Source organism: Haemophilus sp. SZY H68 (assembly GCF_018829685.1).
Taxonomy (GTDB): Bacteria; Pseudomonadota; Gammaproteobacteria; order Enterobacterales; family Pasteurellaceae; genus Haemophilus; species Haemophilus haemolyticus_K.
This window is the reverse complement of record NZ_JAHKKB010000001.1, coordinates 736,200-750,528: the sequence shown is the minus strand read 5'-3', so window position 1 is coordinate 750,528 and position 14,329 is coordinate 736,200. Positions and strand designations below refer to the sequence as shown.

General features: G+C 37.6%; 12 protein-coding genes. 7 read left to right on the top strand and 5 right to left on the bottom strand.

Going from position 1 to position 14,329, the window contains the following annotated elements; translation table 11 throughout:
* The first annotated feature begins 168 nt into the window (after positions 1-168).
* Positions 169-1,257, top strand: a complete 1,089-nt coding sequence (aroG, locus tag KP712_RS03525) for a 3-deoxy-7-phosphoheptulonate synthase AroG (RefSeq protein ID WP_065265012.1) — start codon at positions 169-171, stop codon at positions 1,255-1,257.
* Between the two features lie 70 nt (positions 1,258-1,327).
* Here aroG and KP712_RS03520 read toward each other — a convergent pair whose 3' ends face one another.
* Positions 1,328-1,768 carry a LexA family transcriptional regulator gene (locus KP712_RS03520; protein ID WP_111407861.1) on the bottom strand — a complete coding sequence of 147 codons (441 nt, stop codon included), beginning with the start codon at positions 1,766-1,768 and terminating at the stop codon, positions 1,328-1,330.
* Positions 1,769-2,055: 287 nt separating this feature from the next.
* On the opposite strand from KP712_RS03520, the gene sstT reads away from it, so the two are divergent.
* The 3 genes from sstT to KP712_RS03505 all read left to right on the top strand — a co-directional run bounded on the left by sstT (position 2,056) and on the right by KP712_RS03505 (position 4,583).
* Positions 2,056-3,300, top strand: a complete 1,245-nt coding sequence (gene sstT / locus KP712_RS03515; protein ID WP_048953555.1) for a serine/threonine transporter SstT — start codon at positions 2,056-2,058, stop codon at positions 3,298-3,300.
* Positions 3,301-3,420: 120 nt separating this feature from the next.
* The gene (locus KP712_RS03510) at positions 3,421-4,029 is read left to right on the top strand and encodes an NAD(P)H-dependent oxidoreductase (protein WP_111407862.1); all 609 of its coding nucleotides are present in this window, start codon (positions 3,421-3,423) and stop codon (positions 4,027-4,029) included.
* Positions 4,029-4,583: a molecular chaperone gene (locus KP712_RS03505; protein ID WP_048953558.1), complete on the top strand. Its 555-nt coding sequence runs from the start codon at positions 4,029-4,031 to the stop codon at positions 4,581-4,583. The genes KP712_RS03510 and KP712_RS03505 overlap by 1 nt, the downstream gene beginning before the upstream one ends.
* A 47-nt stretch (positions 4,584-4,630) precedes the next feature.
* Here KP712_RS03505 and KP712_RS03500 read toward each other — a convergent pair whose 3' ends face one another.
* Positions 4,631-5,185 carry an NAD(P)H nitroreductase gene (locus KP712_RS03500; protein ID WP_111407863.1) on the bottom strand — a complete coding sequence of 185 codons (555 nt, stop codon included), beginning with the start codon at positions 5,183-5,185 and terminating at the stop codon, positions 4,631-4,633.
* A gap of 97 nt (positions 5,186-5,282) precedes the next feature.
* Here KP712_RS03500 and sppA point away from each other — a divergent pair, with 97 nt between their 5' ends.
* Positions 5,283-7,136, top strand: coding sequence for a signal peptide peptidase SppA (gene sppA / locus KP712_RS03495; RefSeq protein WP_111407864.1), 1,854 nt, complete (start codon positions 5,283-5,285; stop codon positions 7,134-7,136).
* Between the two features lie 65 nt (positions 7,137-7,201).
* On the opposite strand, the gene mnmC is transcribed toward sppA, so the two are convergent.
* The gene (gene mnmC / locus KP712_RS03490; RefSeq protein WP_111407865.1) at positions 7,202-9,214 is read right to left on the bottom strand and encodes a bifunctional tRNA (5-methylaminomethyl-2-thiouridine)(34)-methyltransferase MnmD/FAD-dependent 5-carboxymethylaminomethyl-2-thiouridine(34) oxidoreductase MnmC; all 2,013 of its coding nucleotides are present in this window, start codon (positions 9,212-9,214) and stop codon (positions 7,202-7,204) included.
* A gap of 148 nt (positions 9,215-9,362) precedes the next feature.
* Here mnmC and fabB point away from each other — a divergent pair, with 148 nt between their 5' ends.
* Entirely contained in the window at positions 9,363-10,583 is a 1,221-nt protein-coding gene (gene fabB / locus KP712_RS03485; protein ID WP_005633515.1) for a beta-ketoacyl-ACP synthase I, read from the top strand.
* A 64-nt stretch (positions 10,584-10,647) separates the two neighbouring features.
* Here fabB and KP712_RS03480 read toward each other — a convergent pair whose 3' ends face one another.
* Positions 10,648-10,911, bottom strand: coding sequence for a GrxA family glutaredoxin (locus KP712_RS03480; RefSeq protein WP_005628952.1), 264 nt, complete (start codon positions 10,909-10,911; stop codon positions 10,648-10,650).
* Positions 10,912-11,027: 116 nt separating this feature from the next.
* On the opposite strand from KP712_RS03480, the gene KP712_RS03475 reads away from it, so the two are divergent.
* Positions 11,028-11,936: a RimK family alpha-L-glutamate ligase gene (locus KP712_RS03475; RefSeq protein WP_111407866.1), complete on the top strand. Its 909-nt coding sequence runs from the start codon at positions 11,028-11,030 to the stop codon at positions 11,934-11,936.
* A gap of 55 nt (positions 11,937-11,991) precedes the next feature.
* Here KP712_RS03475 and hypF read toward each other — a convergent pair whose 3' ends face one another.
* Positions 11,992-14,262, bottom strand: a complete 2,271-nt coding sequence (hypF, locus tag KP712_RS03470) for a carbamoyltransferase HypF (protein WP_111407867.1) — start codon at positions 14,260-14,262, stop codon at positions 11,992-11,994.
* Between the last annotated feature and the right edge of the window lie 67 nt (positions 14,263-14,329).

Sequence of the window (14,329 nt, the reverse complement as noted above, 5' to 3'; positions counted from 1 at the left end):
TTATTATGTCATGCCATTTCACTTGCAATGCTTTATTAAAGATTGTTTAATAAGTCTGTTCTCATAATAAGCTTAAAAAAAACATAATGAACTAGTTTACTAGTACAAAAAATAAGTGTAGAGTAACAACATAATTAAACACAACATTTGAAAGCAAGAGAGTGATGTATGGCTAAAGAAAAAATTGAAATTGTCGTGGCAAACGATGATACGCGTATTGAGAAAGTCGATCAGGTTTTACCGCCCATTGCCTTATTAGAAAAATACCCAGCTAGTGAATATGCGGCTAAATTAGTAAAACAAACGCGTCATGAAGCACATAATATTATTCATGGTAAAGATGATCGTTTATTAGTGATTATTGGTCCTTGCTCTATTCATGATCCTAAAGCGGCAATTGAGTATGCAAACCGTTTAAAACCATTACGTGAAAAATATAAAGATAGCCTTGAAATTATTATGCGTGTGTACTTTGAAAAACCACGTACAACGGTGGGCTGGAAAGGTTTAATTAACGATCCGTATTTAAATGATACTTATCGTTTAAATGATGGTTTACGCATTGCACGAAAATTACTTTCTGATATTAATGATTTAGGTGTGCCATCTGCTGGTGAATTTTTAGATATGATCACGCCACAATATGTTGCAGATTTTATGAGCTGGGGCGCAATTGGGGCGCGTACGACTGAATCACAAGTTCACCGTGAGTTAGCTTCAGGTTTATCTTGTGCGGTTGGGTTTAAAAATGCAACTAATGGGGGCGTAAAAGTCGCTTTAGATGCAATTGGCGCAGCAGAAGCACCTCATTATTTCTTATCTGTCACTAAATTTGGTCATTCTGCGATTGTTTCTACAAAAGGGAATGAAGATTGCCATATTATTTTACGGGGCGGTGATAAAGGACCAAACTATAACGCTGAAGATGTGGCAAAAGTTTGTGCGGATATTGAGAAGTCTGGTCGTATTCCACATGTTATGGTTGATTTCAGCCATGCAAATAGCTGTAAACAATTTAAAAAACAAATGGACGTTTGCCAAGATGTATGCAATCAGATTGCATCTGGTTCTAAACAAATCTTTGGCGTAATGGTGGAAAGTCATTTAGTGGAAGGCCGTCAAGATTTAGTTGATGGCAAAGCGCAGACTTACGGACAAAGTATTACGGATGCGTGCATTGGATGGGAAGATTCTGAAATTCTTCTTAAACAGCTTTCTGATGCGGTGATTGCTAGACGTAAAGTGACGAGTAATTAATTGAAATATAATCTAGATACTAGATAGAAGTGCGGTTGATTTTCACCGCACTTTTTTATTTTGACTTTAACTATGCAGCCCATTTCATTTTATCGCGACGTTTCATTTGATGAATTGTATTGGTTACGGTGCCGACAATGGGTAAATTCGACCAATCTTTTGTATTTATATTTGGTGTAGTGGAATCCAATGCCATGAAAAGGTAATTGCCGCTATACGCCATAAATTCATAGACATGAAATTCGTTATTTTCTTCTAATACAACAAGATCACCTGAATAAAGATCATCATTTTTTTCGACAACTAGCATATCTCCACTTTCAATTCCCCAAGCTAACATGTTTGGATTGGTGACATGAATAAAACAGGTTTGCTTTGGACGCTTAATGCAATAAAGATTCAAGTCTAGTTTTTTATTGAATTTAAGGCTGTCATCCATATCACTGAAAAAAGGGAGTGGATTATAAGAAAAATCCATTTCATATTGTGCAGTCAAAGTTTGGTTGTTCATTCTCTTATCTCCTGTTAAATAATATGGATAAATAACCTTTTACCTTGTTTTTTTGTACAGTTAAATTTTACTGGTGTTTCATACAGTGTGTCAATAGCTTAAATAAAAAATTTTTTTATCAGTATGTTTTTAGAAAATATCTAACAAATTTAGAAAAAAGTTCACTTATTGGATAAAAAATAACAAAAAATATTTTCTTTCGATAAGAATTTACGCTATCTTTAATTCCCTTGTAGGTGGATTGGTAACAATCTGAAGTTAAATTTATTAAAAAGAAAGATAAAAGTATGAACACATCTCGTTTATTTCGTCTGTTATTCCAGGGCAATTTAGTAAAAAGAATTGCGACTGGTTTAGTTCTAGGGATCATTATTGCGCTTGTTGGACCTGCCCTCGAAGGTGCTTTAGGTTTTAATATTGCGGAAAAAGTGGGCGTTTTAGGTACCATCTTTGTTAAAGCATTGCGTGCTGTTGCGCCAATTTTGATTTTCTTCCTTGTTATGGCTGCGCTTGCAAACCGTAAGATTGGTACGAAAAGCAATATGAAAGAAATCATTGTGCTTTACCTTCTCGGTACATTCTTAGCAGCGATTGTTGCAGTTATTGCGGGTTTCGTATTCCCAACGGAAGTGGTTCTTGCAACCAAAGAAGATGCCAGCTCAGCGCCGCAAGCTGTTGGTCAAGTTTTATTTACCCTTATTTTAAATGTGGTAGACAATCCATTAAATGCGATTTTCAAAGCAAACTTTATTGGTGTATTAGCATGGTCTATCGGTTTAGGTTTAGCGTTACGTCATGCATCTGATGCAACTAAGAACGTATTATCTGATTTTGCAGAAGGCGTATCAAAAATTGTTCATGTCATTATTTCTTTTGCACCATTTGGTGTATTCGGTTTAGTGGCTGAAACCTTATCTGATAAAGGTTTAGTCGCATTAGGCGGTTATGCGCAGTTACTTGCAGTATTAATCGGTACAATGTTATTTACTGCTTTTGTTATTAACCCAGCATTAGTTTATTGGAAAATTCGTCGTAATCCGTACCCATTAGTATGGACTTGTGTACGCGAAAGTGGTGTAACAGCGTTCTTCACACGTAGTTCTGCGGCAAATATTCCAGTGAATATTGAATTAGCAAAACGTTTAAACCTTGATGAAGAAACTTATTCTGTTTCTATTCCATTGGGTGCGAACATCAATATGGCGGGTGCTGCAATCACGATCACAATTTTAACGTTAGCTGCAGTACACACATTAGGTGTGGAAGTCTCTTTTGTTAGTGCGATTTTATTAAGTATCGTCGCTTCTCTTTGTGCTTGCGGTGCATCTGGCGTGGCGGGTGGTTCATTATTATTAATCCCATTAGCATGTAGCTTATTTGGTATTTCTGATGATGTAGCAGCACAAATGATTGGTGTTGGTTTCATTATCGGTATTTTACAAGACTCAACTGAAACGGCATTAAACTCATCAACTGACGTATTATTTACTGCGGCAGTATGTATGGAAGAAGAACGTAAAAACGCAGCATAATGATGATGCAAATAAGAGAGCGGGCTATGCCCGCTTTTTTTATGTGATTTTATATGCAAAGTGCGGTCTATTTTGATAGACTTCTGCCACGTTTTATTTCCCTACAAATAGGTAAGAAAAATGAACCACTTAATTATTTTTGCTCATCCTAATTCAGAGCGTAGTTTTGGACGAGCGATTGCCAATCGTATTGAGCAAATTAGTCAAGAAAATGGTGTAAATGTATTTTTTCGTGATCTTTATGAAATGAATTTCAATCCAATTTTATCTCATGAAGAATTGCAGAATGCTAACAAAGGTATTATTCCAGAAGATATTCAGCAAGAGCATGATTTTATTCTTCAAGCGGATTTAATTACGTTGGTTTATCCCCTTTGGTGGATGGGATTTCCATCAATTTTGAAAGGCTATTTAGATCGTGTATTAAGTCACGGCTTTGCCTATAAAACGGAAAACGGCGAATCGGTTGGATTGCTCAAAAATAAGCAAATGCAGCAATTTATTACGATTGGCAGTAATGTTGATAAATATAAAGAATTTGGTGTAGATAAATCTCTCAATCATTGTTTAATTAATGGATTATTTAATTACTGTGGCATTGAAAATGTCGAGTTTGAATTATTCGGTGATATTCATTTAATTGATGATGAGGCGCGTAAAGCAATGATTGAACTTGCCGCTCAAAAAACAAAAGAAAAATTGACCGCACTTTTAAAGGAAAAAGCGTAATGTCTGAAAAACAAATTAATAATTTTTCATTAATTAGTCGATTATTCGGTAATCTTTTTTATCGTTCTCCTACCGATGAAGTACTTGCAGGCGCGTTTGCTTGGTTACAACAAAAAGGTTTAAGTCAAGTTTGGGCGTTAGATACTGATAAAGAAAGTGAATTAGCGCTGAATAGCCTACAAGCTAAAATTGATCTCGATTTATTGAACGAAGAGTATCAAAAATTATTTGGTACCCATGGTAAAGTCATGATCTCTATTTCAGCTTATGGAATTGATGTTGAAGAATTTATGAATTTTCGTCTTGTGCGCAATATGCCAGAGGTGGAAAGTGCGGATCATTTTGCTTTATTATTGCTTACCGCCTCTTGGCTTGAAGATAATTCGGATTCTTTAGTGGCTCAGCAAGAATTCTTTGAAACTTTTTTATTACCTTGTGCGGCGAAGTTTTTAACTCAAGTAGAAACGCAATCAACATTGCCTTTTTATCGTGCATTAGCCCTTCTTACACGAGAAATATTGGCAGCGATGGTGGATGAATTAGAAGAAGAGTAGAGCAATATTTTGCCTTCCTCAGAGTTTCGAGGAAGGCAAGAAATGTTTTATAGATAGGTTACAAAATCTTTTGTATCGATAATTCGGCATTCACGTTCGGCTTTTTCCATGCCTGTGCCAATCATGACTAATGCAATTACACGATCCTGTTCACGACATCCGAAAGCTTCTCGTAATGCAGTGCCATTAATCCATTTCCCTGAAATCCACACATTATCAAATCCTAAGGTTTGTGCTGCAAGTTGTAATCCATAAGTTGCACAACCTGCACTTAGCATTTGTTCCCATCCTGGTACTTTTGCGATTGTAGGATCAACTTTTGCTACAACACCGATTACCATTGGGGCTCGATGGGCTAAATTTTCAGCTTTCTTTAATTTTTCTTCATCTAAATCAAATTCGATAACCGCAGCTTTAAGCAGCGTTTCCAATTTATTAAGTCCTTCATTTTCCATGACAACAAAGTGATAGGGTTTTAATTTGCCATGATCAGGTGCACGCATTGCTGCTTGAAAAATTTGTTCTAATTGTTCAGCATTGGGCGCTGGTGCGGTTAATTTTTTATTTGATTTTCTTGTGGTTAAGAGGGTAAGTGCATTCATTGTATTATTCTCTGTCAATAAAAGTGCGGTAGATTATAGCATAGTTTTTGACAAGGCTTTGTGATACGCTAGCGCAAATTTTTTAAAGGTAATTCGTATGTTTCGAGTATTAAAATTATGTTGGAAAGCGCTGTGTTTCATTCGTGATCTCGTGATGAATGTGGTGTTTCTAGGTTTTGTCCTATTGCTAGTGGCGATTATTAGCTTTTCAAGTGGTGGAAAAAAATCTACAACATTAACAGAGGAAGGCGGCTTATTGCTCAATTTAGATGGTTATTTAGCGGATAATCGTGATGAAACACTTCGTTGGCAAGATGCGTTAAGTGAATTGAACGGTGAGTATGTACCAAGAAAAATTTCAACATTTGATGTTGTGTCAGCGATTGAGTATGCGCAACAGGATCCTCAAATTAAAGGATTAGTGCTCGATCTTAATCATTTTGAAGGAGCTGATTTACCTGCTTTAGATTTTATTGGTGCAACGATTAATCGCTTTAAAGAAAGTGGAAAACCTGTTATTGCTTATGCAGATAATTATACACAGGGGCAATATTATCTAGCTAGCTTTGCGAATGAGATTTATCTTAATACAATTGGTCAGGTGGATATACATGGGCTGGCTCAAGAGAATTTATATTTTAAAGATATGCTCGATAAATTGGCAGTGACACCACATATTTTCCGCGTAGGAACTTATAAATCAGCGGTAGAACCTTTTATGCGCAACGATATGTCAGTTGAGGCAAAAACGAATATGCAGCGCTGGTTAAATTTAATGTGGAATCACTATACCTCAATGGTAAGCGAAAATCGTCATATTAAATCAAATGAACTGTTGCCTGCGGCGAAACAATATTTAGCTGAATTGAAAACATTGAAAGGGGATTCGACACGCTATGCGCAAAAACGTGGTTTGGTGACCCATTTGACAACACGTTTTGATTTAGAGAAAAAATTAACCGCACTTTTTGGCAAAAATGCAGATGGGGAAGCTAATTTAGTCGCATTTGATGATTATTTAACACAATTCCCTGATCGTTTAACACCACAGGATAATTCGCCAAATAAAATTGCCGTAGTGAATGTGGAGGGCACGATTATTGATGGGGAAAGTGATGAAGAAAATGTCGGAGGAGATACCATTGCGCGTCTTTTACGAAAAGCTTATGACGATAAAGCTGTAAAAGCGGTGATTTTACGCGTTAATTCTCCAGGTGGAAGTGCATTCGCTTCGGAAATTATTCGACAAGAGGCTGAAAATTTACAGAAAATTGGTAAACCTGTTATCGTATCTATGGGAGCAATGGCCGCGTCGGGTGGTTATTGGATTTCATCTACTTCAGATTATATCATTGCCGATGCAAACACCATTACGGGTTCTATTGGTATTTTCGCGATGTTCCCGACTTTCGAAAATAGCATTAAGAAAATAGGCGTGAATGCTGATGGTGTGTCAACTACTGAATTAGCCAATACATCAGCTTTTTCTCCGTTAGCAAAACCTGTGCAAGATATTTATCAAACAGAAATTGAGCATGGTTATGACAGATTTTTGGAAATTGTCAGCAAAGGCCGTCAAATTTCAAAAACACAAGTAGATAAACTTGCTCAAGGTCAGGTTTGGTTAGGCAGTGATGCATTCCAAAATGGTTTAGTAGATGAGATTGGTTCTTTTAATGAAGCAATCAATAAAGCTGAACAATTAGTGAATCAACGTCAAGAAAAAGCAATGGAATCTTTTAGCGTAGAATGGTTGATAGATGATGATAGCAATAGTTTTGTAAAGACATTATTACACGATACGAAAAAAACAACGCAACGTGCTTTTGCTAGCTGGATAGGGATCCCTGCTCCAATTCAAAAATTACAAAAGGAATTGAATGTATTAACTAAATTTAATGATCCTAAAGGACAATATTTGTATTGTTTGAGTTGTGGAAGCGTGAAGTAAAATTTACGTTTATTATGTTAACAGCACAAGTTTAATACCTGTGCTGTTATTTTTTTGAAGTAAAATTATTCCACGATGCTTCCTTTCAACCACTTTCTCACCCAAGCTCGGTTAGCTGAAAGATTATGTAATATGGCTTCGCTTATTGGTAATGGCTCGCCATAAATGATTGAGGCTAAGGTTTCACCTAAGAGTGGAGCGGAGGTGAGACCTCGAGAACCTAAGGCGGCTGTTAAGAAAAGATTCTGAAAATTGGCCGCACTTTGAATAGGTTGTTTACGGCGGCGGAGGTTGAATAAATTGTAATAATCCGCTTGTTGCTGTTTAAAATGAGGCACGTTTCCCACTATTGGGGCAAGATCTCTTACGGAGCAGCGGATGCCTACACGAGCGAGATTGCCTGATGTATCCACATCTTGAGTCCAAGCTTGAGCGATATTTTGTTGGAGTTTTTGTTGATTTTCTTGTTGTTCTTGTTCGCTAAAATGGCGATCAACGTTATCACGAACATGGCTTGCTCCGATGCAATGTGAGGTTTTTAATTGATCGGCTGGGGTGAGATAACCATCATAACAAAGCACAGATTTCAGTTTGAGTAAGTTTTCTGATGTTGGAATTTGGCTGACTTGCCCGCGGATAGGATAGAGCGGTAGCTTTTCTGTTTGAACAAAATCAGTAATTTTATATCCATTCGCAAGAATGACGACTTCATGGCAGTATTTTTGACCTTGCGTATTTTCTAGTTCCCAACCATTTTCTTGTTGAGAAAGTGCGGTAATTTTTTGTGAGGTTTTAATGACAACACCCTGCTTTTCAAGAAATGAAAAGGCATTTTGAACAAATTGTCTTGGTGCAAGCCAAGCCCCTTGTTCAATCCAACCTCCTTCGCAATTAAGCGGTAATCCCACTTTTTTACTGAGTTGTTCAGCATTCAGCATTTGGAAGATTTCGTTCGGTAAACCAAGTTGAGAAATTTTTGTTAATTTAACCGCACTTTTTTCGTTGTAAGCACATAGTGCTACGCCACAAAATTCGTGTTCAAACGCTATGTTTTGTTCGATTGCCCAATCAAGTAATTGGCGACCGTAACTGAAAGCGTGCAGGTAAAAATCAACGGTGAGCCCATTATCATCGCTAAGTTGCGGATAAAATGCGCCTTGTTTATTGCCTGAGGCATTGAGTGCGAGCGCGTCATCCTCACAATAAATAGTGACTTTTGCCCCACGTTTTACTAAGGAAATAGCTGCACAAAGGGAAGCAACACCTCCGCCGATAATAGCGACATCTTGTTTTTCCATTTTCGCATGCTGAGCGAGATACCAAGGTGTAGAAAGTACGGTAGATTTTGATTGTATTTTTAGCCCACTTAAGCATTCTCGTTTCTTGCCGAAGCCTTTACGTTTTGTCACATTAAAGCCAGCGGATTCAAGTCCTTTTCTGACCGCACTTGCTGCGGTGAAGGTAGCAAAAGAACCATTGGGTTTCGTGAAACGAAACATCAAGTTATAGAGATCATCATTCCACATTTCAGGGTTTTTGCTTGGCGCAAAGCCATCTAAAAACCAAGCATCAATATGTTCATTCATATAATCGCCAAGTTGTGGCAAGTTTTCTGACACATCACCAAACCATAAATCTAACGTTGTCTCTCCAAAATGAATTCGATGACAACCTAGAATCAATGAAGGCCAATAACGTTGCAAATGAGCGCTTAAATCTTCAAACTGCGGATAGGCAAGGTGAGCTTGCGAAAGTGCGGTGATTTTTAGTGGATATTTTTCAAAGGAAATAAAATTTAGGCGTTTTAAAGGATGATTCTCGTGTTGCTGGCGAAATTTACGGAATAATTGGGTTGCTGCAAAGAAATTTAATCCTGTACCAAATCCCGTTTCAGCGATGACAAAATTAGCTTCTTTGTGTGTTATCCAACGTTCCCAAAGTTGATTACCTTGTAGAAAAACATAATCTGTTTCTGCCAATCCATTTTCGTTAGAAAAATAGACATCATCGAATTGATCTGAGACGGGAATATGGTTTTTATTGAAGTGAATCTCAGCATGTTGCACGCTAAAGGTCATTTTTTATTCCTTCCTTGCCTAATGAAATTTGCATATAATAACGCGATTTTCTAAACTGGTCGAACAAATGAATTATTGCTTGAAATATTTTTATTTCGTAGTAATTTTGAGCCGTTATTTTTATATATAAAACAATAAGGAAGAAGCAATGAGAAGAGCTGTAATTACAGGCTTTGGGATTATTTCAAGTATCGGTAACAACAAAGAAGAAGTATTGGCTTCATTAAAAGCAGGGAAATCAGGTATTGAAGTTGTGCCTGAGTTTGTGGAAATGAATATGCGTAGCCATGTTGCCGGAACAATCAAATTAAACCCAAGCGAGCACATTGATCGTAAAGTGTTCCGTTTTATGGGTGACGCAGCGGCTTATGCTTATCTTTCTATGCGTGAAGCGATTGAGGATTCTGGTTTAACAGAAGATCAAGTTTCTAATGATCGTACCGGTTTAGTGATTGGTGCTGGTACGGGTTCTGCACATAATCAGTTAGTGGCTTGTGATGCGGTACGTGGTCCTCGTGGTGTAAAAGCGATTGGTCCTTATGCGGTAACGAAAACTATGGCATCGAGTGTTTCAGCTTGTTTAGCAACACCGTATAAAATTCGTGGTGTGAACTATTCAATTAGTTCTGCTTGTGCAACCTCTGCACATTGTATTGGTCATGCGGTTGAGTTAATTCAATTAGGCAAACAAGATGTTGTTTTTGCTGGTGGTGCAGAAGAATTATCTTGGGAATGTGCTACTGAGTTTGATGCGATGGGCGCGGTTTCAACTAAATATAATGAAACGCCAGAAAAAGCATCTCGTGCTTATGACGCAAACCGCGATGGTTTCGTTATTGCTGGTGGTGGTGCTGTTGTGGTAGTGGAAGAATTAGAACATGCACTTGCTCGCGGTGCAAAAATCTACGCTGAAATTGTAGGTTATGGCGCAACTTCTGATGGTTACGATATGGTGGCACCAAGTGGTGAAGGCGCAGAGCGTTGTATGAAACAAGCAATGGCAACTGTTGATACCCCAATTGATTACATCAACGTACACGGTACATCTACACCAGTAGGTGACGTGAAAGAATTAGGCGCAATTAAAAATGTATTTGGTGACAAAATCCCAGCGATTTCTTCCACCAAATCAATGACCGGTCACTCTTTAGGTGCGGCGGGTGCACACGAAGCAATTTACACGTTGTTAATGTTGGATAATGACTTTATTGCACCAAGTATTAATATCGAAACCTTAGATGAGGCTGCTGAAGGTTGCAACATTGTTACTGAGACGAAAGAAAATGCAGGATTACAAACGGTAATGTCAAATAGCTTTGGTTTTGGTGGTACAAATGCGACATTAATTTTTAAACGTTATAACGGTTAAAACTAACCTATGAAAAAAGCCACTTTCGATTGAAAGTGGCTTTTTTGTAAATTAAAAAGAAAAATTAAGCAACGATACCAAATTGTTCTTTCATTAATGCTTCAAAATCAGTGCAACCACCGATTGGTTTTTCATCAATAAAGATTTGAGGTACGGTTTCTACTGGTTTACCAACAGATTTTGATAAATCTTCTTTAGTAATGCCTTCTGCGTGAATATCCACATAACGATAGTCAAAATCAGCAACTTCGCCTTTTAATTTTTCAGCAAGGTTTTTTGCACGCACACAGTAAGGGCAGCCAGGACGACCAAAAATAACAACGAACATAAGATTTCCTTTTTTGAGTTAAAAATTCTAGGCAATTCTACCTGATTTTTATCGTCTACATAAAGTGTTTTTATTCGTGTAATATACGGAACATCGTAGACAATGAGTTAAATATTATGAAATTACTAATGCTTTGCCGCGAACCTCGTCTTTACAGTTGCCAACGCTTAAAGGAAGCTGCTAAACATCAAGAGCATGAGATGGATATTTTAGATCCGAATCGATGTCTCTTAAAACTCTCACAAAATCCACCGCACTTTCATATTTTTTATCAAGAAAATTCCGAGTCGAAACCTTATTTATTGCCTGATTATGATGCTGTTTTGCCTCGATTTGGCACAACGAGTACGCAAATGGGATGTTCAGTCTTACAGCATTTTGAAGGAAAAGGGACTTTTTGTTTAAATTCATCTCAGGCATTTTTAAATGCGCGTGATAAATGGAAAAGTTTGCAACTGTTGCTGAATGCAGGTGTTCCAGTTCCCAATTCACTTTTAAGTGGCGGTGAAGTGCAAGCTCAGGCGACGGTCCCTCATATCAGTTCACCGACAATTTTAAAAACGCTAAATGGTTCACAAGGAATTGGGGTGATTTTAGCTGAAAAGCCACAAAGTGCGGTGAGCATTATGGAAGCTTTTAAGCAAACCAATATATCTATGTTGCAGCAAGATTTTATCGAAGAAGCGGGCAACGCGGATATTCGTTGTTTTGTGATTGGTGATCAAGTTGTGGCAACGATGCAGAGAATTGGACAAGATGGTGAGTTTCGAGCGAATTGCCATCGTGGCGGAAAAACCGAAAAAATTACCCTAAGCGATGACGAGAAACAAATAGCCATTAGAGCAACAAAAGCTATCGGTTTAGATATAGCTGGCGTGGATTTAATTCGTTCGAAAAATGGATTATTGGTTTTAGAAGTAAATGCAAGCCCAGGCTTAGAAATGATTGAAAAAACAAGCGGGATTGATATTGCCACTCAGATAATTGTTTATGTCGAAACGGCTATAAGCTGTCATGTGAAATAGTATTACTGCTATATTTGATAATAAAAGCGCGTGTTAGTATTCCACGCGTTTTTTATTAGTCAGATAAATTTGCGACTATCATTGCTTGCCCTAAACTCAACCCGCCATCGCCCATAGGGTATTGATGGGCACTTAACACATTAAATTCTGCTAAATTTTCTTTTAATAGTTTGCGTAAGAGTTGATTATGCATCACGCCACCAGAAAGTACGATAGTTTTACAATGATGATATAGTGCTTGTTTCCGTGCTAATTCTGAAAAGCCTTGTGCTAAGGCATAATGGAAAGCAAAGGCTTTATTAGCTTTAGATGTGTCGTAAGCAAGCCAGCTTTGCCAGAAAGTTGATAAATCTAATTGATTATCTTTAATTGCCATTTTAACGGGAATATTCATCGTGCTTTTGTTTTCTTTAATAAAATCAGATTGTGTAGCAAGCGCTTCTAAATGGCAAGCCGCCTCTCCTTCCCAAGAGAGTTTAGTCTCTGTAATCCCTAAACCATAGGCGACTGCATCAAATAATCTTCCTGCTGATGAGATGAGTGGTGAGTTAAGTTTTCGTTGAATCGCATTGGTGAGGGGCTCCCAAGGTAAATGAGAGCAAGTTTTTGTTGCAAATGTTTGCCAATGAGGAACAAATTGTTGTAAATGGGCGATCCAATTACGCCAAGGTTGAGTTGCTGCAAGATCACCGCCAGGTAACGCCACGGCAGGTAATCCACCAAGATGTTGGCAAGTTTCGCCCTCTACAAGCAAACATTCTCCGCCCCAAAGTTGTCCATTCGCACCCATACCAATACCGTCTAATGCGATGCCAATAGCTTTTTCCTTGCAATGATGTTCGGCTAATACGGCTGTAATATGTGCATGATGATGTAAGACGGTGACATAAGGAATAGAAAATTTTTTTGCCAGATTTTTGCCTACTTTTGATGAAAAGTAGCCAGTATGAGCATCAATCGCAATTAAATCTGGTTTAAATTGATAAATTTGACAAAATAAATCAATGTTATTTTCTAATTGTTGTTGTATCAGTTCATTCGCTGTGTCACCAATATGTTGGCTGACAATGGCTTTATTTTGTTTGAGTAGGCAAAAGGTATTTTTAAGATCGGAACCCAATGCCAAAATATTTTTTTCAGTTTGGGTATTTAGGACAATTTCATCGGGTACATATCCTCTTGCTCTACGTAAGCTTTCCACACCGTCAAAGGCTACACGAACTAAACTATCATCTGCGCGTTGCAAAATATCACGATTATGGCAAAGATAGAAATCAGCCAAATGACTTAATTTTTTTACCACACTTTGGTTATCTAGTACGGGCGGTTCTCCACTCGGATTGGCAGACGTCATCACAAGTGGTTGATTTATCTCTCGTAAAAGTAAATGTTGTAATGGATTACTTGGTAACATAATGCCGATTTCATTTAGATTGGGTGCAATATTTTCTGCTAAATTCGGCACTTTATATTTATTTAATAAGACTATTGGTGCAGCTGTGCTAGTGAGTAATTTAATTTCAGCTGGCGTTAGGTTTTGTAGAAAATCTAAACTAGGAACCATTACAGCAAGTGGCTTGCTAGGTCGATGTTTACGTTCACGTAATAATTGAACGGTATGAAAAGCTTGTGCATTACAGGCTAAATGGAAACCACCAATGCCTTTTATCGCAATAATTTTACCTTTTTTGAGTAAATCAGCAGTTTGTTTTAGCGCATTTTCATGTATTGAAAGTTGTTGATATTGATCTTGTAACCAAATGTGTGGCCCACAAACGTTACAAGCGTTAGGTTGGGCATGAAAACGACGATCTGCGGGATTTTTGTATTCATGTTCACAATCAGGGCAAAATGGAAAATCAGACATAGAAGTATTTTTACGATCGTAAGGGATTTTTTTTATGATCGTAAAACGTGGGCCACAGTGAGTACAATTTGTAAAAGGGTAGTGATAGCGGCGATTTTGAGTGTCAAACAAATCAGCGATACAAGCAGAACAGGTTGCCGCATCAGGTACAATTTGTGTATCCATGTCATTATTTTCACTTTCACGGATAACAAATTCTGAAAAGTGCGGTAAATCCTCCCAATATTTTTCTTGCTGTTGGATATCTGTAATTAATGCTAAAGGAGGGAGTTTTGTCTGTAAGTCCTGTAGAAAAGCAGTAAGAGTCTTTTCCTCTGGTTCGATAAAACGGATGAGTACGCCTTGACCATCATTATTGACATCGCCTTTTAATCCATATTCATTGGCTATAAGCCATACAAATGGGCGAAATCCCACGCCTTGTACTTTTCCTTTTATACGTAATTCGATTCCTTTCATCATTTTTCCTGATGTGATATTGAGTGTATTTATAGTAACTTGAAATAGAAAAGTGAAATCTGATCTT

Bases quoted from the DNA above. Each gene is read 5' to 3' on its own strand.
- hypF (WP_111407867.1), bottom strand. From the start codon at position 14,262: ATGAAAGGAATCGAATTACGTATAAAAGGAAAAGTACAAGGCGTGGGA.
- mnmC (WP_111407865.1), bottom strand. From the start codon at position 9,214: ATGACCTTTAGCGTGCAACATGCTGAGATTCACTTCAATAAAAACCAT.
- KP712_RS03505 (WP_048953558.1), top strand. From the start codon at position 4,029: ATGTCTGAAAAACAAATTAATAATTTTTCATTAATTAGTCGATTATTC.
- sstT (WP_048953555.1), top strand. From the start codon at position 2,056: ATGAACACATCTCGTTTATTTCGTCTGTTATTCCAGGGCAATTTAGTA.
- KP712_RS03500 (WP_111407863.1), bottom strand. From the start codon at position 5,185: ATGAATGCACTTACCCTCTTAACCACAAGAAAATCAAATAAAAAATTA.
- KP712_RS03510 (WP_111407862.1), top strand. From the start codon at position 3,421: ATGAACCACTTAATTATTTTTGCTCATCCTAATTCAGAGCGTAGTTTT.
- fabB (WP_005633515.1), top strand. From the start codon at position 9,363: ATGAGAAGAGCTGTAATTACAGGCTTTGGGATTATTTCAAGTATCGGT.
- sppA (WP_111407864.1), top strand. From the start codon at position 5,283: ATGTTTCGAGTATTAAAATTATGTTGGAAAGCGCTGTGTTTCATTCGT.
- KP712_RS03520 (WP_111407861.1), bottom strand. From the start codon at position 1,768: ATGAACAACCAAACTTTGACTGCACAATATGAAATGGATTTTTCTTAT.
- KP712_RS03480 (WP_005628952.1), bottom strand. From the start codon at position 10,911: ATGTTCGTTGTTATTTTTGGTCGTCCTGGCTGCCCTTACTGTGTGCGT.
- aroG (WP_065265012.1), top strand. From the start codon at position 169: ATGGCTAAAGAAAAAATTGAAATTGTCGTGGCAAACGATGATACGCGT.
- KP712_RS03475 (WP_111407866.1), top strand. From the start codon at position 11,028: ATGAAATTACTAATGCTTTGCCGCGAACCTCGTCTTTACAGTTGCCAA.